Raw genomic sequence first — 25,103 nt, forward strand, 5'->3', positions numbered from 1 at the left:
CCCTCTCAAAGACAAAAACAGAAGTTGTTAAACCAATTAAATTTTAATGGACTTTGTTTTTGCCGTGATATAGAAATATAATGCTATCCCTAAAGGCATCGCTAAAATTGTTAAACTTTTACTAGGTGTTTCTTTTAAAAACAGCCAATTTTTACTTATAAAACTACTTGATACATAATGAACAGCTTGCTTAAATTTAAATAACATACTTCCAAAAGGTAAGCTCATCAATTCTTTACGATAAAAAGCAAAACCGCGAGGATTTTTACGATATTGATTTAGCATATTAAGTGATGATCCATCTGGTAGATATTCTACACAGCATAGTACTTCATTCATGAGTAGCAGTTCATATTGCTTATCAATCATATGATACTTATAGGCTAACCCCACATATCTTTCATTTTGAAATAATGGGTATGGATATGGTTTTGTTAATGTAGTTCGATAAACTAGTTTTTTATCACCCTTCACCCCGTGTTTGTTATATAAATCGAACAATGTAGAATGTTTAATATCTTTTGGCAAACTTGTACCTACTATTGCACCATCGTTATAAGAATCTAAGCCAATAATTCCACTAAATTTTTCACTGCCATGTTTACTCCAAAAGTTTGTGATCTTTTCAATAGCATCGTCTGGCATATAGTCATCTGAGTCTATACAAACATTTAATTCGGTATCGATAAGCTCATATGCTGCGTTGTGAGCTCCGTGCATTCCTTGATTTTGTTGATAGTAATATCTAATCGATATTTTATTATCCTTCATCCAACTTTCTACCAATTCTTTCGTATTATCACTTGATCCATCGTCAATGATTAACCATACAAAGTCTCGACATGTTTGTCTTATTAAACTTTCATAACATAAATGAAGGGTATAAGCTCTGTTGTAGGTTGGAGTAAACACCGTTAAAGTAGGAACCATTTTTCTTTCCCTCCTAATTTCTTCATACACTCACAGCGCATGTTCTCTATAATATTCCATCAGCCACTTAGACATTGTTTTAGTATCATACCCTTGCTCATTTAGTATTCTTGAAGTGTCCTTATGTTCATACGATGCGGACAGAATTTTATCTGCCCAAGTTTCAGTGGGTTCTCCTAAGCTTATATATTCTACATTTCCTGTTATGTTTGATTCGACCGTAATTGTGTCTGAAACAATGCACTGTAAACCTGCCGCTTGTGCTTCAACCAATACAACCGGAAGTCCTTCAAATAAGGAAGGAAACAAAAATAAATCCATTGCTTGCATTAAGTTTGAAATATCATTTCGAACGCCTAAAAATTTAACATTAGCTGAGAGACCTAAGCTCTTAACTTTCCTTTCAATACCCTGGCGTAAGTCTCCATCTCCAACTAGCGTTAATATCGAATTAGGTCTTTGTTTGTAAACAGCATGGAATATATCAATTAAGTACTCATGGTTTTTTTGCTTATTAAACCTGCCAATATGCCCGATAACAAGTTGACTTTTATCAATGCCAAGCTCATTTCTAATATCATTTCGCATATTTTCGTTATATCTAAACTCTTTAGTATTCACAGCATTATTTAGGACGATCACTTCCTTAGTACTTGTAGACCTATTATTAAATAACCATTGACCTGCCTTTACTGAACAAGCAAAATAACTATTAGGATAATTTTTCATTGAATACCTAGCGTATAAACGAAAAGGCAACTTAAAATCAATTCCTAAATCACTTAAATGACTATGTGCAATTCTGCAAGGAACTCCGACTCTTTTTGCTGCTCTTAATACAAAGCTACTGTTTTCATTAATATGTGAATGTACTACTTTATACTCGTTATGATTTATAAAGAACTCATTTAAGTGCTTAAAGTATTTGCGGTAGTTACCAGGTCTTATTGGGGGCATTCGAAAAATATTTCCTCCAAGTTTTTTAATCTCCTCATCATAATGTCCTTCTTCCATACGATGGACCATAAAATCAAACTGTATTTTACTTCGATCCATTTCCCGGTAATAGTTCATTAACATCGTTTCAAGTCCACCACGGTTCATGATGGTCACTACTTGCAGGATCCGAATTGGTTTCAAAATCTTCACTCCTATCTAACAGCCTTCCTAAGGGTCTCTATTGAAACTAATAATATATAAAAACCTATTGAAATACGCATTTTTGCGCAGTAATAAAACACCTTCCAAATGATTGGAAAGTGCGACAGTTGAAATTGACTAAATGAGCGTTTTATTCGATAGTCGTTTAAGAAGGATTTTATATACTTTATTTTTAACAAACCGGATAACTCGTTACTTTTGCTGATTGTATTCAAACCAAGGCCTAGTGTATTTAAGCAAATTCGATTATTCAAAGCAAGATAATACTCCTCTTTCATATTTTTACTTTTTAAAAACATCTCAATTATTTTATAGAGATTAAACCACTGCTCCAGTAAATTCGGCTTAAAACCTGTTGTTACAGAAGAATTGTTTGCTCGCCAATAATGATAAAAAGGGTTGTTTAAAAAAACGAAAGAATTGGCGTAATACACTACTTGGATGTTAAACAATGTATCTTCGTTTGTGCCGATCTGCTTGAGGTCAACAAATGTAAGGTTATTTTGCTTGATAATATCTGCACGATATAGCTTTGACCACACAGTCCCCCATGCATCCAACAATTCTGGATTTGCGACTTCTTGATTTAAAGGCCCTACTAATCTCCTCATCACATTCAATTTAACTTCTTCATTCTCATAGGTAACTTTATTGGGCAAGTTAAATATTTTTTCCTTTGAATGAGTACCAAATTCACGAGTATATGTGCACATTACAATATCTATTTTATCTTTGATTGCTGTATTGTACATGGTTTCGTACATCTTGGGCTCTACCCAATCATCTGGATCTACAAAACCTATAAAATCTCCGGTAGCAGCTTTTATTCCTTCGTTCCTAGCAGATGATACTCCCATATTATTCGTATTAATTATTTTAATACGATAGTCTTTCTTGGTATACTCATTAAGAATTGGGAGAGTAGAGTCTGTCGAACCATCATTAACTGCGATAATTTCAATTTCTTTAAGACTTTGTATTAATAAACTATCTAAACATCTGTTTAAATAATTTTCCATATTATATATAGGTACAATTATACTTACCCTTGGATTCATTTATTTCCTCCGCCGCATATCTCAAATAAATATTGTTTAACTCTTTTTTCACTTCGTTTAGAGAAAAATTCTGTGCCCTTCTCTTACCTTCCATTGACATTTTTCTATAAAGTTCTTTTGATCGATATATTTCTAACAGTCTAAAAGAAAAAGTTTGATATTCATTTGCTGGTACTATATATCCATTTTCACCATCTTGTATGAGCTCTATATGTCCTCTATTTGAACATGCCACTACAGGTAAACCACAAGCCATAGCTTCCATAATATTCACAGGCAGCCCTTCACGAAAACTTGATGCCACTGCCACGTCACACATTGGAACAATTTGATCAAGGTCGTTTCGATAACCCAAAAAGTCCACCATATGAGAAATTTCTAAGTCTGCTGCTAGTTCTCGGCATTTTTCCAGCAAAGGTCCTTTACCTGCTAAAAGAAGTTTTGTCTGCGGAATTTTATCTTTTATAAGTGCTAGCGACTGAATAAGAAGCTGCTGGTTTTTATTTTTATTAAACTCGGCTGCGTAAAATAGTAAAAAATCATTTGGCTGATACCCAAATGATTTTTTAAGCTGAATTTTTTCCTTTTCATTTACGGGCTTAAATTTGTCTGTGTCAATTCCTACTCCGTGCACGTGCTCAATATGCTTAGCTTTAAAACGCTTAGTTGCCAATTGGTAATCTTCTTGATTGATTGTAATTAAGCAGTCTGTATAACGGGCAAGTATCTTTTCTATCGGATAATATAACAGCCAATTCACAAAAGGTGCTCCTTTACAAAAGTGAAAACCATGAGCAGTATAAATAACGGCCGTTCCTTTTTTTCTTGCTTGCCGTGCTGCTAAACGCGCTATCACTCCCCCCATTGGAGTATGACAGTGAATAAGATTGTATTTATTATGATCTATAACTGCTTTTAATTCCTTATAAGCTTTCATATTTGCCGTGTGAAAGGGTGATCTTTGAATTGGAAGGTTATATTTTTTATCAACATAAGGAAGCTCCATATTCCCGCTTGCAGCTACATGAACCTCCCATCCTTGTTCCTTAAACCATTCGATATAAGGCAAATGAAACGCTTTAAAATGAAAGTCTACGGTTGCACAAAACAATACTTTTTTAGTCACCTATACCACCCATCTGTATAACGTTTCAACTTCTTTTCTTTAACTTGAAACAGAGACAATTTTTTTAGAAGCCGAAGTTAGATTATTATTTGCCAAACTTAATAACGTTTCCCTTAAAGATTCTTTATCCATCGTCTCATATGTTGCAATAACCTCATTAATTTCTTCTACATATAGTTTTGCTGTTTTTCCAACATAGATTTTTGGATATACTTGCTGTTCATGAATTTCATCTTCTTTCAACAATTCTTCAAAAAGCTTTTCACCTGGCCTCATACCGGTATATTTTAAGCCAATTTCGTCGATGGAATTTCCAGATAGCTTTATTAAATTTTTAGCAAGATCTACTATTTTTATTGGTTCTCCCATATCTAAAACAAAAATTTCTCCTCCGCCAGCTAACGCTCCAGCTTGAATAACAAGTCTTGATGCTTCCGGGATTGTCATAAAGTAGCGAACCATATCCGGATGAGTTACGGTTACCGGTCCTCCTTTTTCAATTTGTTTTTTAAATAACGGAATGACACTTCCTCGACTTCCCAACACATTACCAAATCGGACTGCAACGAATTTTGTAGCGCTATGTGCATCCATTCCTTGAATAATCATTTCTGCCAGTCTTTTCGTTGCACCCATCACACTTGTGGGATTCACTGCTTTATCACTAGAAATCATGACAAAAGTTCCTACACCATGCCAGCTCGCTGCCTTTGCAACATTCATGGTTCCAATTATATTATTTTTAACAGCCTCTTCTGGATTACGCTCCATTAGCGGCACGTGCTTATGAGCTGCAGCGTGATATACCACGTCTGGACTATGTACATTCATTACCGACATCATCCTCTTAGCATCTTGTAAATCGGCAATCTCTGTTGTAAATTCAATGTTTGTCTCTTTAAACATATTTTTCAGTTCCATTTCAATGGAATAAATGCTGTTTTCACCGTGACCAAGTAAAATAAGCTTTTTTGGACTGAATTTTGAGATTTGTCTGGAAATTTCTGACCCAATTGATCCGCCAGCTCCCGTCACTAAAATTACTTTATTCGTAACATAACCGGAGATACTTTCAACATCCATTTCCACAGGGTCTCTTCCCAAAAGGTCTTCTACTTGCACATCTCGAAACTGATTTACTGAAATTTTCCCTGTAACAAGATGCTCAAGCATAGGCAAGGTTTGAGTTCTAGCTTTTGTCTTAGCACATTCCTGAAAGATGATATTTAATTCCTTTTTACTAAGGGAAGGAATGGAAATAATAATATTTTCAATGGCGAATTTTTCAACAGTTTCTTCTATTTTCTCTGCTCCACCTAGGACAGGAATACCTAAGATATCAAGGTGATGCTTTTTTATGTTGTCATCGATAAAACCAATAGGAAGAAGATTGCTTCCATTTTTCTTTAAAAGCTGCCTAGCTACCATAGTACCTGCAGATCCAGCGCCAATGATTAACGTTCTTTTTTTATTGCTTGATTTGTTTATAATAGAATCCCGATACATTCTCCACACGAATCGTGATCCCCCCATTAATAACATATGCAGCAGCCATGTCACGGCTAACAGTCTAAAAAATGTTTCTTTAAAAACCAGTTGCTGAATGATGGCAGCACAGAGAATAGAATAAGAGACAACTTTAAAAATGATGACTAGTTCTCCAATACTTGCATATTCCCAAGATTTTTTATAAAGTTTAAACCTAATCGAGAAAAAATGATGACTCAACAAAAACGCAAGTGAACTTACAATAACAGGAAAAGTAATTACGTAAATACTCGCATCTACAAGAAAGCGGCTCATAAAAATAGCTAACATCACAATACAAGAATCAACTACAATAAATAAAGACAACCTTTGTCGATAAGTCATACACGTTCTCCTTTCTTTAGTTGATAATTTGTTAGTTGTCTACTTCAAGAGCCTTTATCCTTTTTTGAATCGTACTATTCAAAAATTCCCCTATTCCAATCTGCTGCTCTTTAGATGCATCTTGCTTAATGTACCCAACAACTTTTTTAATAGATTTTGGATAATTATCAAAACTCCCCATTGCACTTTACATCTCCTTCACTATAAAAATAATAAAGCCCTTATGTATACGTTTTTTGTAAAATCGTATACATAAAAGCTTTATAAAAATTGAAATGGGCATTTAACCCAGCCTCACACCACACTTTTGACGACTTGCGTCTAAGGTTTCTTTCAACCCACAGCATGATCGAGTGCCTGCATTGATAACGGCAAGTAGGCATCGCCAACCTATTTTGTTAAATGTCTTTTTAAAGAACAATAATGTTCTTTATTGAGAGCTAAGATATAAAAAAATATTTTTATTTTTCATTCATAACTGCGCCTACTATTTTAGCTCCGGCAATATCTAGAACTTTTTTCGCTTCTTTTATTTTCTCCACCTTTGTGTTGCCTCGCTTCAAGATTAATATTACTCCGTCACAGTACGTTGATAATAAACTTGTTTCAGGAGACATTAATACAGAAGGAGAATCAATTAGTACAACATCATAGCAAGCAGACAATTTAGCCAACAAATTTTTCATCTTTTTATTTCCCAATAACTCTCCAAAGTGTTTTGAAAAAGAGCCGCACGTTAATATATCTAAATTCTCTACTCTTGTTTGATGTACAACTTCTTCGAAAGGTTCTTCAGATTCTAGTATATCTATTAATCCCCCATTGTTTGGTATATCGAAAATATCTTGAATTGCTGGATCTCTTAAATTCGCATCAATTAATAGGATTTTCTCTTTTTTTTGGGCCATGGAAACAGCGAGATTAGCTGCCGTAGTTGATTTTCCTTCTCCCGTTTCAGGAGAAGTAATAAGAAAAAGCTTGCACGTTTTTTCCTTTGTTAAAAAATGAACGTTTGCTCTAATTGCACGAAATTGATCTGAAATAATAGAATTAGGATGAGAGTGGGTAAAGAGGATTGGTGTTTTCACTTTAGATTTTTTACTTACTGCCAATGGTCTCACTCCTTAATTCTACGTCTGTTTTAGCAGATAATTTTAATTTTTGTTTATTCATGCTCGAAATTGTTCCTATTACCGGTACACCTAATAATTGTTCCACTTCACTGTCTTTTTTTACTCTTCCATCTAAAGAATCTAGCAAGAAAGTAAGCCCAAGTCCTATTATAATACCTGCAATCAAAGCGAGCATGATGGTGCGATTTTGATTTCCATCAATAGGAGAAGAGTTCTTTGCTGGAGATAATAATTGGACTCCTTTAATACCTAGAATATTCCCTACTTCTTCTTTAAATACTTCAGCTGTTGAATTGGCGATTTTAACAGCAGTTGTGGGATCCGTACTTGTTGCAGAAAGACTAATGATTTGTGATCCATCAAGGCTTGCCGCCTGGACTTGACCTGCTGTGGCTTCTGCAGGCTGCTCTAAATTCAACTGTTTTGTTACCTTTCCCATCACGATCGGATCTTTAACCATTACTAGAAGCGTACTCATTTTCTGGGTATCTACATCTACAACCACTCTGGTCGAAGCTTGATAATATACTGTAGTATTATTCTGATGACTATAAAAAAAGCCAGCCAGTGTAGTAAAGATAGTAACGATAATGATAAGCCAAATACGTTTTTTAATGACTTCATAGTATTCTTTTAAATTAATGTCTTTACCCTTTTGTTGGTGGAGAAAATTCTTTTCTTGCAGTGTACTCATTAGAACCACCTTTGCTTCAATTATTTTTTAATGTTCTTGATATCAAAAACTAAAATTCTTTATAACGAACAAAAAACCACTTTTACTTAACTCCTTATTTTCGTATGCGCTCCAAACTCTAGTTATTAGCTTCTACCTCATTTTAATTCTTTATAAAGAACAAGTCAATATTAATTTAAACTACAAAGTCTAAATATGTACCCATAGTCCTTTTGAATTTCTGATATAAAATATAAATCTTTATTGTTTTTTATAAAGAACAAATTCTATTGAGTTAATAACTAAGTAAACTCATAAAATAATACCGTTAAAGAAGTTGAATTATCACTTATCTCACCTTCTTTATAAGTTCCGAGTTCAGATAAGTGACTAGAAGTATTAATTATAAATATGAATAGCTTTATAGTAGGTAGTTATGCATTTCAGATGTTTGATTTAGAAAGTCTCTTTCTTTTAATATTTTATAGCTCTTTAAATACTTTTCTATAAATACAATAAAGAAGTGAAGTTTATACAGCTACCATCCATCCTTTAAAATATTGCCTAAGTGTCCACTCTAATAAATTATACTTCATCCTTAGTTGTAAAACTTAACCACATTTTTATTCTAATTATTATAAAACCGACAAATTATGACACATTCAGGTATTTTCTTGCAGTAAAATGTTCGTAATACAAATGATTCAGAAAAGAGCAAACTGTTTGAAAGAGCACGACGCAAAGCTGCGGGTCTAAAGTCATGGCAAAAAATATAAAAGACTATGATAGCCGGGTTACCTGATAGAGAAAAGTTGGAGGTAGAATAATGCTGAATCGTACTAACGTTATGGAAGAAAATAAAAAGGTAGAGAAGCTAGATAAAGAATGGGTTGAGCTTATGGATACTGCTTATAAAATGGGGATCTGTATTGAAGAAGTAAGAAGATTTATCGCTTATAATAAACCTCGCTAAAAGGAAAAAAGAGGACACAAGGGATTTAATTCACATAGGGATTAGATTCTTTTTTTTGAGCTGAGAACTATTAAAAGAGTGAATTTGTTTGTAGACGCTATACTTTAAGGGTTGTTTACTGCCATCAAAATAAAAGGAAAAATTTGTAACATACAGTTAGAATAGGAAGGGAAAAAGATGATTTTAAAAGCCGCTGCCTCTTAAAACGTTGAACTAAGCGAAGGAATTATTTTAATTTTACTTGACAATAACTTTTTTAGTAACAATCAAGAACATTTAAGACCTTTAGGGGCAGCTACAATTAATCAGTTTCTACTGCCCTTTAAACCAAATGCTCTTGAATTCATTGATTTGAACGCTGCCACTTTTGGAATTCAAGAAACTGTTTGAATTGCTCTTTGCTTATACCAGATTCAGCCGCTTCTTTTGCTAAATCTAACCATTCATTATCTATAGAGGTTGAGCTATCACTCTCGGAAGAATCATGAATTAACTTATCTACACTGACATGTAAAGAAGCTGCAATCTTATTTAGAAATTGAATAGAGGGGTTTAACTGAATATCTCTTTCGACAGAGGAAATATAAGACTTAGCTACTCCAGCACGGTTAGCAAGCTCAGTTAATGATATTCCTTGTTTCTTTCGAAGTTCCCGGATACGTTGACCAATTGTCATATTTATCACCCTTAATAAATGCTTATAAGGATAATTGTACCACAGTTCTATACTAAATCCTATAACAAATTAAAATCGCTGGGCTATGAAAAACTGCTTATATGGATTGAAATAACCTTATTATGTATTCAAAATAAGATGTCATGTTTTGTACAGCCAAGCCGTTCAATCGATTGTAATTATATGGTGATTTTTTTACGCGTTATAAGTTTTATAAAAAATGATTATTCACTTCCTGTGCTAAAATGATAAAAAGGAATTTAGTTAAGCTATCTTCCCTGTATCAGATTCTTCTTTACTTCACAAAAGGTTCTTATTTATTATATTCTTTCTTATTGAATTGGTTTGGATTAGAGATAAATTCTTTAACTTCTTGTATGCTAACCCCTTGATTTTGCGCTTCTAGCATTAAATGAACCCATTCCAAATCAACAGTACTTTTATCATTTGCGCTCATCATTCCAGTCCCCTTCATTTTAAATTTGATAACGCTTTCTAAAAAAATGACCAAATAAAAAATACCTATTTTTCCCTGTTTTTTTACAGTATAATGGACATTGCAAGAGTATTAGACATTTTTTATTACTAAAAGCACCAATTTTTTTGAAATTTTTGTCTATTCCTATCATAATGATTTTACCGTTACACAAACGCTACAGTTAGATACTAGGAGGATTGCTTTTATGCCTTTTCTGCATACGGCGACAGAAAAAATTTACTATGAAATTCATTCGCCCGTGTTCACTGACAAGACAGAAACCGTTGTTATGGTTCATTCTTGTGTCACTGATCATACGCTTTTTGATTCTATTACTGCGGAATTAACCCAACATTACCGTGTTATTCAATACGATTTGAGAGAGACAGGACAGAGCACCTCTGCTACAGGGGAGTTATCGTTTGAGGCTCATATTGAAGATCTTTTCCTCTTATTACATACGTTAAATATAAAGAAGTGCTACTTAGTTGGAGTGGGATTTGGAGGACAAATCGCTGTTAAATTTGCTGCACGCTATGAATTTCTTGTTGAAGGACTGATACTATTGTCTCTTCCTTTTTATTCAGATAGCACCATTCAAAAGATTAAGAGATGTTACAACGAAGAAAGCAAAAATCAAATACCCGTAGAAAAAATTTTCGAATTAGGCAGACTAGAAAGTATTGAACATGCAAATATACAACAGCTGATTGAAAGACTTAAAAAAATGGATCCTAATGTATATTTCCACTTCGTTAAACTTTCTATTACAGCCAATCTATTTCAAGAGCTGAGCAGCATTTCACTTCCTGTACTCACTTTATCTGGCCAAAATGATTTGTTGTTTTCATCTCAGTATCTGATTTCAAAAACGATGTTTTTAAAAAACTACAGTCATATGACCATACCTAACGCACATTCTTTGTTTCTAGTAAAAGAAAAAACAGCTTTATTCAGAGAAATTGTCGTAGATTTTATTAAAAGTAATACATACCAGCTCCCTTCTTTAAAGAATGATTCTATGAAAATACTAAAAAACTGGGAAAGTGATACGGCTATAGACATACAAAAAGACTTCCATGCCCACACACCCTCTCTTAAAGTAGATTTCTTGTACTCTTTTTCCGTCTATGTAAATGGTCAGCTTATTACAGAAGGCTGGAATAAGCGCTTTGCTCAAGAAATTTTACTATATCTTATTTTTCACCATTCTATCAGCAGAGAACAGCTATGCGAAGCGCTGTGGCCCGAAATGCCTTTAAGCAACGCCAAAAAGAATTTACGCGTCTACTTGTCTCATTTAAAAAAATTATTGAACGCAGAAAATTCAGAGCCGGTTTTACTTGTTAACAGGCAGCTCATTTCTTTAAATGCAGATGTGTCAAGCGATGGATTAGATTTACTAACTGACCTTCAGTGGATAACCGAACAGTCTGACCCGGCGCTGAAATTCAAGGAAGCTGAACAGCGACTGCATCAATTAGTTCCTCATTATTTAACAACGATTTATGACGATTGGTTCCTTGATATCCGAGTGAAAATAGAGATTATTCTTCTTGATCTATTAATATGGATGAAAGAATGGCTTTGTGAAAATGGAAAAGTTTCAAAAGCCGTATTTTTACTTATTAAATTTATTGATTTAGTAGAAGAAAAGGAATTCATTTATGATGAAATTGTCGATTGCTATATCAAGCTCGATAACAATGAAAAATCAGAGTACTGGCTGGATCAAAAAATGCGGTATTTAGTTGAATAAAAAGGATGTGAATACATGAATTCGTACTGTGAGATGGTGTTTAATCAGATACACGTCAACATCCATTCTCTAACCGCAATCATTGATGAGGTTACAGAAGAAGAGCTTGCCTATCGTCCCCTCCCTCACAAGCGGTCTATTCAAGAACTGCTGCAGCATTTATGTCTCATTTGTAGTGCAGACTATTATATTTCCTTAGGCTACTCTGCAGATAAAATGAATGACTTTTATCTGCAGCATCCAGCTTATACAAACCTTGAACTCAAAACAGCTTTAATAGATGGTTTTAACCAGCTAAAAGCAGACTACTCTTCTTTTGACGAACAAAAGCTATTTTCACTGCAGACATCCTATTGGGGATGTACGTATACGCACTTTGAATGGCTGCTTGAAATTCAGTCTCATTTATATCATCACCGTGCAGAATTGTATACGCTTCTAACCTGTTACCGCAGAAACCAATTGGATGTCGTGCTTTTTGAGTGATATAATTTTCACTTTCAATATTTCCTTAGCTTTTTAGAGGCCTAAAGGAAGCTTCTTTTAGTTATTTACCATTTTCCATCCATTATGAAATATAATTTGTATATAGAAAGCATTAAAAGAAAAAGAGGTTGGCTTATGAAAGAAACAATTGTTGCAGCTTTAAAGAAAATTGAAGAAGATTACGACGTGAAGATATTATACGCTTGTGAATCTGGAAGTAGAGCATGGGACTTTCCATCTAAAGATAGTGATTATGATGTTAGATTTATTTATATTCATAAGAAAAATAAGTATTTAAGCATTGATCCAATCGGTGTAGGTAAAAAGCGAGATGTAATAGAGCTACCTATTAATGACCTGTTAGATGTTAGCGGCTGGGACTTAACCAAGACATTAAAACTTTTTAGAAAATCAAACCCACCTTTACTAGAATGGATGCAATCAAACATTGTATATTACAAGGCGTATTCAACATTTGATAAAATGAAAGAACTACATTCTAACATCTTTACTCCTACTTCTTGTATATACCACTATTTAAATATGGCTAGAAATAACTTTAGAGAGTATTTGCAAGGTGATGAAGTAAAAATCAAAAAATATTTTTACGTTTTAAGACCTGTGTTAGCTGCTAAGTGGATTGAACAATATAACGAATTTCCTCCGCTAGAATTCCCTATTCTCTTAGAGAAACTGTTACCAGAAGGAGAATTAAAAAAAGAAGTTAGCAAGCTGTTAAAGCGGAAAATTAGTGGTGATGAGTTAGATTTAGAACCACGCATTAATGTTATTAATGAATTTTTAAACTTAGAAATTCACCGTTTAGACAAATACGTCCGAACTTTATCTGTAGAATTAGATGACCCTACATATGAATTAGATCAATTGTTTAGAGATACTTTAGACGAAGTTTGGAACTAAGTATAAAACAAAAAGGCTTATCCCTAATGCAATTAGCAGCGGATAAGCCTTTTATTTATATCTATTAAAGCGGTATATTATTATTCGTATTTTTTGTTTCATTCAAATAGTTCTCCACATATATTTGTTCTGCATCTGTAGCATTTTTAATTCCATTCTCTGGACTAAATTCAATGTTTCTCCTTATTGCTACACGATCTGCAATGTAACCCATTGCTAACAAAAACACTATACATCCGCCTGCCCACAACCACATTGTCATCTTAATACCCCCTTTTTCTTCTTTAGTTCACCTAGCGTTGCGTAATACAGCATATATCCTCCGCAGGATAAAAGCCCTCCAACAAGTAAAATCGCAATTTTTTTAATAACTATCCCCTCCACATTCTTTTAAACAAAACAGAACTAACAGATAATTTGACTTCATATTAAACGTTTTTCCGCAAAAAGGAATTTAAATTAACATTCCCTATACTTACTATACGTTTTAGTACGAAGAAAAGTTTCAGAAAATTACATTAATAATTTTTAAGTTAATTTTCAACAAATCTGATTATAATTTTTTATGTTTCATCCTACTAGTTCTGATTCAAAATAATAAATTTGCAATTTTTGTAGTAAACTGACTTGTTTTTCTAAAGTGGAAATTAACCATTTTCTTCATAAAAATAGTACTATTTTCAAGAGGAATCTTTTATTTCTCCTGAGAATAGTACTACACTATATTAGATAACCTTTATTTTTGTTTTAATTGTATAATATGTATCTGCTAAGAATCCTACTGCAAGTCCGCTAATCATACCGTACGGTAATACACCTGATACATTTTGATAAAAAGTGCCGATTAACATTGCAGCTAGGATGCCGAAAAGTACGCCTATCACAATATGCGAACCAAACTTCACCTGTTTTGCGGTATACATTCTTCCTCCTCCTCACTTTTTTTCCATTATATCACAACAGCATCGTTTATTTAATGATAACTGAGCGAGGAATGCGAATGTAATAAAACTGTAACCTTATATAACTATTTTAGTACTACTCTTTTGGCGAATAAAATGTCATATGAGGCTTTTCTTCTTGGTAATACGCTAAACGGTCTTGGAGCGTACCGGTATGAAATTCAAATTTATGCCCATCTGGATCCGTAAAATAAATAGATTTTTTGTCTCTCTCGTCACGATTTCTTCCAGGTAAGATATTTACATTATGCTGTTTTAACAGCTCTTTTGCCTCGTCAAAGCTTTTAATGGAAATAGAAAATGCTAAATGAGTATACGAATACTGAATTTCTGATCTAGGAATATTTTTTTCTTCGTTTAACGCCAGCCACAATCCATTTAGACTAAAGTAAGCGGTGGACTTTCCTTTTACTAAAAGTTCCGCTCCTAGCACTTTCTGATAAAATGTGATAGATTGTTCTAAATTTGACACAGAAAAGCACATATGATTAATTCCTTGAATCATCTTTACCCCTCGCTTTCTAGAAAAAAAGTATTACATAACTTTCCTTTTAGCATCTATTTTACTGAAAAAACATACTTTTTGCCATGTAAAGAGCTACTCCCCAAATCATACATGCAGAAGCCTTATTGACCCAAATCATTATTTTCCCATTTGAATCCATTTTTCCTACTGCTTTTCCTGCAAAAGCTAAGGATAAAAACCATATCCACGAAACGGATATCGTCACCAGCGTAAAAACCCATTTTTCTTTTCCGCTGTATAGTAGAGAATTTGTTCCGATTACGCCCATAATATCCATCAGCGCGTGGGGATTTAGCAGAGATACAGAAGCAGCAAATAAAATTTGTGCTTTTAGCGTCATCCCTTCCTTTAATGACGTTTTTGAAGGTTCACTCTTCCACGTCACAAAGCCCATATACGCTAAAAAAAGAATACCTATTCCAAAAATAAGCGTTTGAAAAAATGAAAAAGCAGCGGCTACCGCTGAAACTCCCAGCACTGCTACTAGAATTAAAATCGTATCACAAACAGAAGCCGTCACCACTACGGGAAGCGCCTGTTTGATCGTTCGTTGATTTGCTCCTTGGTTAAAAACAAACACATTTTGTACTCCTAAAGGTAAAATCAAACCGAATGCTAACAACAAAGCGTGTATAACCACTGTAAACATGTTACTCTCTCCTTTCTCTTTCATCTTACAATTGACATCCCCTGTTGTCTCCATCCAAGTTTTGATTTATAATACCAACCAAATTACAAAAAGGTGGTCTCACATGAATTGGACTCCAAATCCGGCTGATAAAAAGCCAATGCACAAACAAATCCAAGAGTATATGACAGAAAAAATCACAAATGGAGAATGGCCTATTGGAACTAAAATTCCTTCGCAGCGCCATTTGGCTGCTGCCTTTTCTGTAAATAGAAGCACGGTGGTGACGGCAACCGAAAACTTAATTGCGGAAGGACTTCTCAGTGGAAACAAAGGCGGTGGCACTAAGGTCATTAACAATACGTGGAGCTTACTAGCATCAGCCTCTCAGATGAACTGGAATTCGTATGTAGAAGCAGGAATATACCAACCAAATTCTCCAACTATCCGCCGTATTAATGAAGCTGAATTTCAAAGGGGCATTATTCGTTTAGGAACTGGAGAGTTAGCACCTGACCTGCTCCCTTCTGATCAGCTTTCCGAGCTGTTTAGCGGAATGAAACATAGAAGCGTACACTTGGGGTACGAGCACCCAAAAGGTAACGGTGAACTGCGACAAGAATTAGCGAAGCATGTAAAAAAACGAGGCATTGAAACGTCTCCTTCATCTATTTTAATTGTATCTGGTTCACTTCAAGCGCTTCAATTAATTTCAATCGGCCTGCTGCCTCCAGGTGCCAATATTTTAGCTGAAAAGCCATCTTATCTTTATTCTCTGCCATTGTTTCAGTCCGCACAAATGAAAATAACGGGCGTTTCATTAGATAAAGAAGGAATTCAATTATCTTCATTAAAAGACCAGCATGAAAAAGAAAAAGGCGCAGTCTTATATACGATACCCAACTTTCATAACCCGACCAATGTGACGATGAGCGAACAAAGGCGTCAAGAGCTACTTCATCGGTGTGAAATGATGCATTTGCCTATTATTGAAGATGATGCTTACGGAGAGCTTTGGTTTCATTCACCCCCTCCGCTTTCATTAAAAGCTCGAGATAAAAACGGAATGGTTCTTTATTTAGGAACGCTCTCTAAAACATTCAGTCCGGGATTTCGAATTGGATGGATTGTAGGGCCTGAACATGTAATTGAGCGATTGGCCGACCTTAAAATGCAAGTTGACTACGGAGCCAGTTCCTTATCTCAATGGGCAGCTGCTGAAGCTCTAAAAACCGGAATTTATGACAAGCACGTTGCCAGCGTACGCTATAAATTAAAAGAAAAATCTCAGCAAACACAGGCTATTTTAGAGAAGCATTTAAAAAGTCTTGCTACGTGGAATACTCCGATCGGAGGTTTTTATTTTTGGCTTACGCTGCATAAGCCTATTTCGATGCGGAAATTATTTAAGCACTGTCTCCACGAAGGAGTTCTTTTAAATCCAGGCGCATTGTATGACCATGAAACGTCACAGCATATCAGAATATCCTTTTCTTATGCAACTCTTGCAGAATTTGAATACGGCATCAAAATAGTCGCAAAAAGCCTTAAGAATCTTTACAAGTGATTCTTAAGGCTTTCTTGTGTTAGCGGCAGCTTTATCAAAAAAGTGAGCTTATTATGCTGACGCTCTGCTCGTATCTCCCCTTGATGCAGCTGAATGATTTGTTTTGCAATAGCCAGCCCTAAACCTGAACCATTCGCGTCCGTTCTTGATTCATCACCTCGATAAAATCGATCAAATAACTTTTCTACCTCAATTTTTTCACTGATGTTAATGCTGTTCCTAAAGGAAATTACCAACGAATCCTCATCAATTTCCTGATTCACCTCTAATACGGAAGGCTTTTTGCTGTACTTCTTGGCATTTTCGAGCAAGTTTTGAAAGACTCTTACCATTTTTTCTACATCAATAAATGCATGCCATTCACAAGCAAAGTTAGTCTGAACATCAATGCCCTCTCTTTTTAAGATCGGCTCGTACTCTCCTATTACCTGCTGAAGCAAACGTTTCATATCAACCTCATTTCGCTGAAGCTGAAAATCCGGACTCGTTAATTTTGTATAGTCAAACAACTCGTCTATTAAATCCGTTAAATAATTTGCTTTTGAATCAACAATATATAAATAGCTATCTAATGTTTCATCGTCCATATTTTCTCTTTTTTTGATTAAATCGAGGTATCCCACAATGGACGTTAAGGGCGTACGCAAATCGTGAGACACGCTGGATATTAGCTCATTTTTTGCTTGTTCGATTTCTCGTTCCCGATCAAACTTTGTACGAAGCTGTGCAGACATTTTGTTAATATTTTGACTTAGCTCAGCCAGTTCATCTTTTCCTCGCACATGGATGGTTGCGCCTAAATCTCCATTTGATATTTTTTGAACCTGTTCGGAAATTTCTTTCAGGTAACGAATATGGGAACGAATAAGTACTAAAAAAACAAAAATAAAGACCACAACCGCCATAGAAATAAGCCCAAACGCCAATAGGTTATATGCAGAAACATTCATTTTCTCTTCTTGTATATACCTGCTTAAAACAAGCCTAGCAATTAAAATAAAAGTTAAATTGGTGACCAAAAAGCTTATAATCACAGCGAAAAGAAGCTTTACACTTAATTTTCTCATATCCTGTATCCTACGCCCCATATGGTTTTAATATAAATAGGCTTTTTCGGATCATCCTCAATTTTTTCACGGATTTTTGTGATATGGACCATTACAGTATTATCGGATTTAAACGCGTCTTCTTGCCACACGGCTTCATATATTTTCCCCATACTCATTACCGTTCCCTTATGGCGTGCAAGCAGCTCTAAAATATCAAACTCTTTTGGTGTTAAACGAATCTCTTGACCGCGCACAAAGACAAGGCGAGTACTGCGGTTAATTTCCAAATCGCCAATTTGAATAACGTCACGCTCAGCGCGTTCATTGTATTTTTTATAGCGTCTAATTTGTGATTTCACTCGTGCGATGAGTTCGAGTGGGTTAAATGGTTTTGTTAAGTAATCATCTGCTCCTGCTGTTAGACCAGAAATTTTGTCCATATCTTCTGACTTAGCCGAAAGCATAATAATAGGCATATTTTTTTCTTCACGTATTTTAAAAGCAGCGTCGATTCCATTCATCTGCGGCATCATAATATCTAATATAATTAAATCTACTTCTTGTTCCTCTAAAAGCGCTAAGCCAGATACAGCATTAGAAACTTTCAGCGCTTCAAATCCTTCATTTTCTAAGTAAATAGCAATTAAATTACGAATTTGCTCATCGTCATCTATAATTAAAATTCTGTCTTTCATTTACAAACTCCTTATATCTCATTCTTTTCGCATGTAAAAATGTATGCGGGAGGAACGTTTCTCCACTCTTTTTCAACTTTAATGTGCGGGAAAAACGAGCGGATTAGCTGTTTTTTTAAATTCGTATACTGAAACGTAATAAATTTCCCTTCATCGGCTAATACGCTGCGCGTGTTTTGCAAGATACAGTCCGACACTTCAGACGTTAAAGAAGCAAAAGGAAGACCTGATAGTACGTAATCCACTTTTGGAATATCATACTGTATCAAGTACTTTTGAACATGTTCAGCGGATCCGTGTATCACATACACATTTTTTTCATCTCTTACTTGTTCCTTTACTTTTTCGTAAAAATGCCGATTGTATTCGATAAGAAGCAAAGTTGTCTGAGCGCTTCGTCTTCTTATTAATTCACGGGTGAAAACTCCGGTTCCTGGCCCGTACTCTACTATACAGGCTGCATGTTCAAAATCAATCCCTTTTACCATTTTTTTTGCTAAGTGCGTAGAGCTTGGCAAAAGTGCTCCTACCGTTCGCGGCTGGTGAAAATATTGATACATAAAAGCTAAGTTCATTTTCTATTCCTTCTTTCTACTCTTTCTTTCTAGAATAGAAAAAAAAACTAAAGAAACGTTAAGTAAATTTCTTAAGAATTCTTAAGAAAATAAAAAGGAGGATGTGACAAACGTATTTTAGTTGAAGAAAGATCCGAACGATGAATTGAGATTCTTTATTGAGAATCAAGTTCGTTCGGATTTTTTATGGTTATGGTGAACGTAGGTTTCAGGTATGTAGCAGCTTCTAGCCGGTGATTGGAGGGCAAGACGGAGTCTCCTGCGGGAAAAGCGGAACAGATGAGACCCCGCAGGAGCGCAAGCGACGAGGAGGCTCATCGGCCGCCCGCGGAAAGCGCAGTCTTGCACGGAAATCAACTGCGGTGTAACAAGCGTCATACTAGATTATTAATGCCACTTTTTCGCCTTTAAATTGAATTGAGGCAGTTATGTCTCAATCTCTTTTGAAAGAGTATTCAGCGCAAATAACATCCGCTATTTAAATCAAAGGTAGCTCCTGTATAATGTTTTGCTTGAGGACTCAGCAAAAAAAGAACCGTATCTGCCACGTCTTGAGGCGTAACAAAGCTTGGAACCAGCTGATGAGCGATGTATTCATTTTTGCGCCACTCTGGAATATTTTTCATCATATTGGTATTTACCATTGTAGGTGCTACGGCATTCACCCGGATATAAGGAGAAAAATTCATTGCACAGCTCTTGGTTAATCCTAATATCGCTGCTTTAGACATTCCATATATAGCATCGGAGCTTCCTTCCATTCCCGATACGGACGATATATTAATAATCGCTCCTTCTGTTTCCTTTTCCATTAATAATTCGCCAAAATATTTGGAAAAATAAATACATCCTTTAATATTAATGTCCATCACAAAATCTATTTCGCTTTCTTCATAATCCAATAAATTTTTTCCTAAATACACGCCTGCATTATTTACTAATCCATATAAATTTTTATCTTTTATTTGATAAAAAAGGTTTTTTACGTCCTTCCCTTCTTTAACATCTATTACATATGTTTCAATATGACCTTTCGTATCTTCAGCTAGCTGTTTCAAAGCTCCTTCATTAATATCACAAGCAATAACTGAATAGCACTTCGACACACATTCTTTTACAATTTCTTTGCCAATTCCAGAACCTGCACCCGTGACGATTATCCATTTTTCTTTCATCTCGACACCTCTTGTCTACTTTCTGTTATACATACTTTTTATGTAAATATTCGAACATTTATTATACCATTATTTTCTATATGAACATCCCTTTCTTGCGCTCTTTTTTAGCTTACCTGACAAAGAACGTATAGTTTTTTATACGAGTGATAACGATAAGACAGTACATTATTCCAAATAAGAAAGAGATGATAAGACATGGCAAAAGTACTTTATATTACAGCTCATCCTCACGATGAGTCTCAATCATTCAGTATGGCAACTGGAAAAGCGTTTATCGATGCTTACAAAGAGCACAATGCAAGTGACGAAGTTGTACATATTGACCTTTATAAAGAAAATATCCCTCATATTGATGCAGATGTATTTAGCGGATGGGGCAAACTGCAGTCTGGCTCGGAACTCTCTTCTCACGAACAAGAAAAGGTCAATCGCCTTGCAGAACTGAGCGAACAGTTTGTAGGAGCGGACAAATATGTTTTTGTAACGCCAATGTGGAACTTTTCGTTTCCACCGGTTATGAAAGCTTATTTAGACTCTGTAGCCGTAGCGGGTAAGTCATTTAAATACACGGCAGAAGGTCCCGTTGGGCTATTAACGGATAAAAAAGCGCTTCATATTCAAGCACGCGGAGGCATTTATTCTGAAGGTCCTGCAGCTGAGATGGAAATGGGACATCGTTATATTGGAATTATGATGAATTTCTTTGGAGTCCCTTCATTAGACGGCATTTTTGTCGAAGGGCATAACGCAATGCCAGACAAAGCCCAAGAAATTAAAGAAAAAGGAATAGCAGAAGCAAAAAAACTTGCACAAACTTTTTAATACAAAAACCCGCGTAAAGCGGGTTTTTCTACGCAAAAAAGCTTTCTCTTTCCTTTTCAATCCACCTGTCCATTTCCTGATCACTTTTTTCTACAAGCCTGTTAACGAGAATATCATGCCAAATATAGTTTTCAAGTAAATTAATGTTGACTGCGTTATTTGTATAGTAAGCCATTTCTTTATGACCATAAATCATTTCACTGCTATCAACAGATATAATAAACCAGTTTTGATTCCCAATGTTTTCGGTATAGCTTGTATGACGGTGCCGGTCAAATTCCTCCATCGCTTCATCTTGTTCAAACACAATTCCTTTTAGTTTTACCCTCTCCCTTAGCTGTAAGAAAAGAGGCTTCAACTCATTATAAATATCGGGCCAAAGCGAGATGACAATTTTATTTTTTGCTTTTAACAATATCGACTCACAAAAAGCAAGAATGGCAGTTTCTCCTTTCATCGTCATAACCCGGCTTTCTTCTATAGACTCTGCAGCTTCAAGACGTTTAAGCGTTTCGCTAACGTCTTCATACGTTTCGTTCCATTTTTTCTGCAGTGAATGCAAAAAAGCATCGACGGGCAGCGACGTGTACTGAGTGCCATCATTACTCTCTTCTTTTAACACCATGCCTTTTTCCTCTAGTGTTTGTAAAATATCGTATACACGCGCTCTTGGCACACCTGAATGTTTACTAATGCTATAAGCAGTGGAAGATCCTTTTTTGACAAGCGTCACGTATACCTTTGATTCATACTGATTAAATCCAAGCCACTGCAGCTGCTGAATAATATTTTCCATAAAGGAAGCCTCCATGTTTTTTAAGTTATTTGAAATTTTCATCATTTACATATTTACAACTGCTTTTTATATAGTTACTATTTAAGTAGTCACTATATATTATGACATGAGGAAGGTGCTTTATGGAAGAATTAAGTTTACAGATTGTTCTTTTGCTTTTACTATTTGGTTTTTTAGCTGCATTCATTGACTCTGTAGTTGGCGGAGGCGGTTTAATTTCAACGCCTGCCCTTTTATTTTTAGGCCTGCCTCCCGCTGCTGCCTTAGCTACAAATAAATTAGCTGGAACGATGGGCGTATTAACGAGTACCATTCGATTTGTCAAATCCGGGAAAGTCGATTTTCGCGTCGTAGGTAAATGGTTTCCTTTTGTATTTGTTGGTTCTTTAGGAGGTTCAATCACCGTTCATTTTCTATCCTCTGCTTTTTTGAAACCTGTTATTTTGATTCTCCTTGTTTTAGTTGCTATTTATACAATCTTCAAAAAAAACTGGGGCACCACGTCCACATATAAGCCGCTGTCTATTAAGAAACTTATTTTCTTTACTGCACTTATTTTTATTATTGGCTTTTACGATGGATTTTTAGGAGCAGGCACAGGTTCATTTATTTTATTTGCTTTTTTATTTATGGGGTTTGATTTCCTGCAGTCAGCAGGCAGCGCAAAATTTTTAAATTTCGGCAGTAATTTAGGTGCTTTGCTTGTATTTTTATATTTTGATTCTGTTGTATTTTCTTACGGATTAATTATGGGGTTTGCGATGATTGTGGGTTCTTTTGTTGGATCAAATGTCGCTCTATCAAAAGGCGTGACGTACGTCCGAACGCTCTTTATTCTTGTCACTTTAAGCCTTATTAGCAAAAACATATTTGATTATGTGAATCAGTACAAATAGATCAATGGTTTCTTTAGAACTATAACAATGAACCTATATATCTATTAGATTAATAAAACCACCTCTTACTATTTTCTTATTTTTGGGTAAATGTGTAAAAAACCACTAAAATTGTTGTATACTGGTCGATGTTGTTTTACATAATTTAGAAACATTATACAGAGGTGAACATTTTGTTTAAGAAATTTAGGTTTTTATGGTTTATTTTGCTGATCTTTGCACTTATTTTTGTCAAAAATACGTTCTTTTCTTCTTCAGAGAACGCTACTGAGACGCTAGCAACGTCAGATGTTCCACAAGCCGCAGCTACTTTCAAAGAGGGAAACAATCAGCAGGACGGAGTCATTATTCAAAAATATCGCAAACAGCTAGATGCAGCACAGAAAAAAAACGATGAAAAAGCAACTAAAGAAATACAAGAAAAAATTTATGAAGACGGAAGACAGGCGGCACTAAACTTTTTACCGCGCAATAAATTTCAAAGAGCTTTTTCTCAGCCTTCGAAAAAATCGGTCGATGACATTTATAACTTTCTAATTGCCCAAGTAGGGTTTGGAGGATATGATTTTCTTTATCAAGAAGTAATAGCTTCAAAAAAAGAGACAGCTTCTTCTACTGATGAATTAAATATGAGTGGCATTCAATCTAAAACCGCTGCACTTACATACGGCACACTAGCACAAAGAGAGCAACTGCTTGTTACAAGTCTTGCCTATGACTTAAGCAGCGTGGGCGTCATTTCTTCCGATACAGCTAAAGGTATTGATAAAAAAGCTACTCATATGCTAGAAATTAGAAAAGAAGGAATAAATGCCGCGATGCAAGAATAGTTCTGCAAAGTGAAAAGCAGCAGGTAAAAACTGCTGTTTTTTTATTCTAAATAACGATGGTTATAGCTTTCATATAATGATATAAAAATGGGGGGGATTTTTATGAAAAAAGCGATTGTTTATCAATACGACGCGTTTAGCACGCGCCCTAATAAAGGAAATCCTGCGGGAATTGTGTTTAACGGAGATGATTTTTCGACTGAAGAAATGCAGAAGATTGCTTATCAAGCACAGTTTAACGAAACGGCTTTTATCATGAAGTCTTCCCGCGCTGATTTACGAATTCGATACTTTACGCCTGGACAAGAAGCGGATTTGTGCGGCCATGCGACTGTCGCTTCTCTTTATGCTTTACATAGTAAAAACAAACTTCAAAAGACTACATTTACAGTGGAAACAAATGCTGGAATTTTGCCTATGACTGTACAGAGTAGAAACGGACAACCTGTTATCACCATGACTCAAGCTTCTCCACAGTTTCATCCGTTTTCAGGTTCAAAAGAAAAGCTGGCAAAAGCTCTTAATCTTCATATTGATGACCTTGATCAAAGACTTCCTATTGTATATGGAAGTACAGGAAACTGGACGCTTATTGTACCTTTAAAAAATTTAGATGCCTGTAAAAAGATGAAGGCTAATCAAGAAGATTTCCCTCATATTTTAACTGATATGCCAAAAGCATCTATTCATCCCTTTTGTTTTGAAACAATTCACTCAGAAGCTCATATGCACGGAAGACATTTCTCTTCACCATTTTCGGGTACGGTAGAAGATGCTGTAACTGGAACAGCATCAGGCGTGATGGGCGCCTATTATGCGAGATATGTGGATCAGCAAGATAACGACCGCTGGCAATTTGTGATTGAGCAAGGACAGGAAATAGATAGAGATGGCTTCGTTCATGTAGAAATTACAAAAAAAGAGAATACGTATGGTGTGGTAATCGCAGGAGAAGCTGCCTATGTAACAAAGCAAATCGTTTCTCTTTCCTAATAAAAACGTGTCCGCCTGTTTGGCGAACACGTTTTTTTGTTTAATAAATAATAGCTTGTACGCTCATTATTGTAACGGTTAAAATAAGAATCACGTTCCCTATAATTAACCACGGCTTTGCGCTTCCTCTTCTCCCTTTAATAGCCGTGATTAGTCCAGCAATGGGCAATAAAGCCATAATGATGACCCAAATTTTACGAAGAATGCTGGAATCCAAATAAAAACCAAACTGCATCATCGCAAATAACACGACTGTAATAAGGAAGAAAAGTGTAGGCACGGCTAAATGAATGCCTCTTGGTCTCATTGAGTAGTACACAACATCACTTTCTTTCTATGT

At 35.3% G+C, this 25,103-nt stretch carries 30 protein-coding genes and 1 riboswitch; of the genes, 10 read left to right on the top strand and 20 right to left on the bottom strand.

Translation table 11 applies throughout. The features are described 5' to 3' along the window. Positions 1–36: 36 nt before the first annotated feature. The 8 genes from ACH6EI_RS13660 to ACH6EI_RS13695 form a co-directional block, all read right to left on the bottom strand. Positions 37–930 (bottom strand): glycosyltransferase family 2 protein, encoded by an 894-nt coding sequence (locus ACH6EI_RS13660; protein ID WP_048021101.1) that lies wholly within the window; start codon positions 928–930, stop codon positions 37–39. A gap of 30 nt (positions 931–960) precedes the next feature. Continuing rightward, positions 961–2,070 carry a glycosyltransferase family 1 protein gene (locus ACH6EI_RS13665; RefSeq protein WP_048021103.1) on the bottom strand — a complete coding sequence of 370 codons (1,110 nt, stop codon included), beginning with the start codon at positions 2,068–2,070 and terminating at the stop codon, positions 961–963. Positions 2,071–2,081: 11 nt separating this feature from the next. After that, positions 2,082–3,149, bottom strand: a complete 1,068-nt coding sequence (locus ACH6EI_RS13670; protein WP_048021104.1) for a glycosyltransferase — start codon at positions 3,147–3,149, stop codon at positions 2,082–2,084. Further along, a complete protein-coding gene (locus tag ACH6EI_RS13675) occupies positions 3,112–4,275 on the bottom strand; it encodes a glycosyltransferase family 4 protein (protein WP_108674673.1) in 1,164 nt (387 codons plus the stop codon). Before ACH6EI_RS13675 ends, ACH6EI_RS13670 begins: the two co-directional genes overlap by 38 nt. 39 nt (positions 4,276–4,314) lie before the next feature. Next, positions 4,315–6,147: a polysaccharide biosynthesis protein gene (locus ACH6EI_RS13680; RefSeq protein WP_048021108.1), complete on the bottom strand. Its 1,833-nt coding sequence runs from the start codon at positions 6,145–6,147 to the stop codon at positions 4,315–4,317. Positions 6,148–6,178: 31 nt separating this feature from the next. Beyond that, positions 6,179–6,328: a hypothetical protein gene (locus tag ACH6EI_RS13685; RefSeq protein ID WP_189643457.1), complete on the bottom strand. Its 150-nt coding sequence runs from the start codon at positions 6,326–6,328 to the stop codon at positions 6,179–6,181. A 280-nt stretch (positions 6,329–6,608) separates the two neighbouring features. Further along, entirely contained in the window at positions 6,609–7,259 is a 651-nt protein-coding gene (locus ACH6EI_RS13690; RefSeq protein WP_108674672.1) for a CpsD/CapB family tyrosine-protein kinase, read from the bottom strand. After that, entirely contained in the window at positions 7,246–7,974 is a 729-nt protein-coding gene (locus tag ACH6EI_RS13695) for a YveK family protein (RefSeq protein ID WP_048021112.1), read from the bottom strand. The genes ACH6EI_RS13690 and ACH6EI_RS13695 overlap by 14 nt, the downstream gene beginning before the upstream one ends. A gap of 682 nt (positions 7,975–8,656) precedes the next feature. After that, positions 8,657–8,755, top strand: a riboswitch (cyclic di-GMP riboswitch). Positions 8,756–8,779: 24 nt separating this feature from the next. Between ACH6EI_RS13695 and ACH6EI_RS13700 the strand changes: the two genes are divergently transcribed. Beyond that, positions 8,780–8,926, top strand: coding sequence for an anti-repressor SinI family protein (locus ACH6EI_RS13700; RefSeq protein WP_226313291.1), 147 nt, complete (start codon positions 8,780–8,782; stop codon positions 8,924–8,926). A gap of 343 nt (positions 8,927–9,269) precedes the next feature. On the opposite strand, the gene ACH6EI_RS13705 is transcribed toward ACH6EI_RS13700, so the two are convergent. Beyond that, positions 9,270–9,602 carry a helix-turn-helix domain-containing protein gene (locus ACH6EI_RS13705; RefSeq protein ID WP_048021114.1) on the bottom strand — a complete coding sequence of 111 codons (333 nt, stop codon included), beginning with the start codon at positions 9,600–9,602 and terminating at the stop codon, positions 9,270–9,272. 313 nt (positions 9,603–9,915) lie between these two features. Beyond that, positions 9,916–10,059, bottom strand: a complete 144-nt coding sequence (locus tag ACH6EI_RS13710; RefSeq protein ID WP_108674671.1) for an anti-repressor SinI family protein — start codon at positions 10,057–10,059, stop codon at positions 9,916–9,918. Positions 10,060–10,285: 226 nt separating this feature from the next. On the opposite strand from ACH6EI_RS13710, the gene ACH6EI_RS13715 reads away from it, so the two are divergent. The 3 genes from ACH6EI_RS13715 to ACH6EI_RS13725 all read left to right on the top strand — a co-directional run bounded on the left by ACH6EI_RS13715 (position 10,286) and on the right by ACH6EI_RS13725 (position 13,246). After that, positions 10,286–11,839, top strand: coding sequence for an alpha/beta hydrolase (locus ACH6EI_RS13715; protein WP_108674670.1), 1,554 nt, complete (start codon positions 10,286–10,288; stop codon positions 11,837–11,839). Between the two features lie 15 nt (positions 11,840–11,854). Then, entirely contained in the window at positions 11,855–12,325 is a 471-nt protein-coding gene (locus ACH6EI_RS13720) for a DinB family protein (RefSeq protein ID WP_014460250.1), read from the top strand. 135 nt (positions 12,326–12,460) lie between these two features. Continuing rightward, a complete protein-coding gene (locus ACH6EI_RS13725) occupies positions 12,461–13,246 on the top strand; it encodes a nucleotidyltransferase domain-containing protein (protein ID WP_014460251.1) in 786 nt (261 codons plus the stop codon). Positions 13,247–13,310: 64 nt separating this feature from the next. Here ACH6EI_RS13725 and ACH6EI_RS13730 read toward each other — a convergent pair whose 3' ends face one another. The 4 genes from ACH6EI_RS13730 to ACH6EI_RS13745 all read right to left on the bottom strand — a co-directional run bounded on the left by ACH6EI_RS13730 (position 13,311) and on the right by ACH6EI_RS13745 (position 15,383). Further along, positions 13,311–13,508 (bottom strand): hypothetical protein, encoded by a 198-nt coding sequence (locus ACH6EI_RS13730; protein ID WP_108674669.1) that lies wholly within the window; start codon positions 13,506–13,508, stop codon positions 13,311–13,313. Positions 13,509–13,971: 463 nt separating this feature from the next. Beyond that, positions 13,972–14,169, bottom strand: a complete 198-nt coding sequence (locus ACH6EI_RS13735) for a hypothetical protein (protein ID WP_014460254.1) — start codon at positions 14,167–14,169, stop codon at positions 13,972–13,974. 115 nt (positions 14,170–14,284) lie between these two features. Then, positions 14,285–14,713, bottom strand: a complete 429-nt coding sequence (fosB, locus tag ACH6EI_RS13740) for a metallothiol transferase FosB (protein WP_108674668.1) — start codon at positions 14,711–14,713, stop codon at positions 14,285–14,287. Positions 14,714–14,771: 58 nt separating this feature from the next. Then, positions 14,772–15,383 carry a LysE/ArgO family amino acid transporter gene (locus ACH6EI_RS13745; RefSeq protein ID WP_108674667.1) on the bottom strand — a complete coding sequence of 204 codons (612 nt, stop codon included), beginning with the start codon at positions 15,381–15,383 and terminating at the stop codon, positions 14,772–14,774. A gap of 103 nt (positions 15,384–15,486) precedes the next feature. On the opposite strand from ACH6EI_RS13745, the gene ACH6EI_RS13750 reads away from it, so the two are divergent. Beyond that, positions 15,487–16,929, top strand: coding sequence for an aminotransferase-like domain-containing protein (locus ACH6EI_RS13750; RefSeq protein WP_108674666.1), 1,443 nt, complete (start codon positions 15,487–15,489; stop codon positions 16,927–16,929). Here ACH6EI_RS13750 and ACH6EI_RS13755 read toward each other — a convergent pair. From ACH6EI_RS13755 to ACH6EI_RS13765, 3 genes are read right to left on the bottom strand one after another with little or no spacing between them, the layout of a single operon-like run. Continuing rightward, positions 16,920–17,996, bottom strand: a complete 1,077-nt coding sequence (locus tag ACH6EI_RS13755) for a HAMP domain-containing sensor histidine kinase (RefSeq protein WP_108674665.1) — start codon at positions 17,994–17,996, stop codon at positions 16,920–16,922. The genes ACH6EI_RS13750 and ACH6EI_RS13755 overlap by 10 nt on opposite strands. Next, entirely contained in the window at positions 17,993–18,673 is a 681-nt protein-coding gene (locus ACH6EI_RS13760; RefSeq protein WP_014460260.1) for a response regulator transcription factor, read from the bottom strand. The genes ACH6EI_RS13755 and ACH6EI_RS13760 overlap by 4 nt, the downstream gene beginning before the upstream one ends. Positions 18,674–18,684: 11 nt before the next feature. Further along, positions 18,685–19,248: a class I SAM-dependent methyltransferase gene (locus ACH6EI_RS13765; RefSeq protein WP_108674664.1), complete on the bottom strand. Its 564-nt coding sequence runs from the start codon at positions 19,246–19,248 to the stop codon at positions 18,685–18,687. A 233-nt stretch (positions 19,249–19,481) separates the two neighbouring features. On the opposite strand from ACH6EI_RS13765, the gene ACH6EI_RS13770 reads away from it, so the two are divergent. After that, positions 19,482–19,616, top strand: coding sequence for a hypothetical protein (locus ACH6EI_RS13770; RefSeq protein ID WP_264158850.1), 135 nt, complete (start codon positions 19,482–19,484; stop codon positions 19,614–19,616). Positions 19,617–19,703: 87 nt separating this feature from the next. Here the strand turns inward: ACH6EI_RS13770 and ACH6EI_RS13775 are convergent, their stop codons facing one another. Continuing rightward, entirely contained in the window at positions 19,704–20,423 is a 720-nt protein-coding gene (locus ACH6EI_RS13775; RefSeq protein ID WP_108674663.1) for an SDR family NAD(P)-dependent oxidoreductase, read from the bottom strand. A 198-nt stretch (positions 20,424–20,621) separates the two neighbouring features. On the opposite strand from ACH6EI_RS13775, the gene ACH6EI_RS13780 reads away from it, so the two are divergent. Next, on the top strand, positions 20,622–21,248 hold the full coding sequence (locus ACH6EI_RS13780) for an FMN-dependent NADH-azoreductase (RefSeq protein ID WP_014460265.1): 627 nt from the start codon (positions 20,622–20,624) through the stop codon (positions 21,246–21,248). Between the two features lie 28 nt (positions 21,249–21,276). On the opposite strand, the gene ACH6EI_RS13785 is transcribed toward ACH6EI_RS13780, so the two are convergent. Further along, complete coding sequence (locus ACH6EI_RS13785) at positions 21,277–22,044, bottom strand: TrmB family transcriptional regulator (protein ID WP_108674662.1); 768 nt, start codon at positions 22,042–22,044, stop codon at positions 21,277–21,279. 122 nt (positions 22,045–22,166) lie between these two features. Between ACH6EI_RS13785 and ACH6EI_RS13790 the strand changes: the two genes are divergently transcribed. From ACH6EI_RS13790 to ACH6EI_RS13800, 3 genes are all read left to right on the top strand, one after another. Next, entirely contained in the window at positions 22,167–22,940 is a 774-nt protein-coding gene (locus ACH6EI_RS13790) for a sulfite exporter TauE/SafE family protein (RefSeq protein WP_108674661.1), read from the top strand. A gap of 164 nt (positions 22,941–23,104) precedes the next feature. Then, a complete protein-coding gene (locus ACH6EI_RS13795) occupies positions 23,105–23,770 on the top strand; it encodes a hypothetical protein (RefSeq protein ID WP_108674660.1) in 666 nt (221 codons plus the stop codon). Between the two features lie 102 nt (positions 23,771–23,872). Continuing rightward, a complete protein-coding gene (locus ACH6EI_RS13800; RefSeq protein WP_108674659.1) occupies positions 23,873–24,763 on the top strand; it encodes a PhzF family phenazine biosynthesis isomerase in 891 nt (296 codons plus the stop codon). A gap of 40 nt (positions 24,764–24,803) precedes the next feature. On the opposite strand, the gene ACH6EI_RS13805 is transcribed toward ACH6EI_RS13800, so the two are convergent. After that, positions 24,804–25,082, bottom strand: a complete 279-nt coding sequence (locus ACH6EI_RS13805) for a hypothetical protein (protein WP_223260155.1) — start codon at positions 25,080–25,082, stop codon at positions 24,804–24,806. Between the last annotated feature and the right edge of the window lie 21 nt (positions 25,083–25,103).

Source organism: Priestia sp. JSM ZJ58 (genome assembly GCF_044383985.1).
Classification (GTDB): domain Bacteria; phylum Bacillota; class Bacilli; order Bacillales; family Bacillaceae_H; genus Priestia; species Priestia zanthoxyli.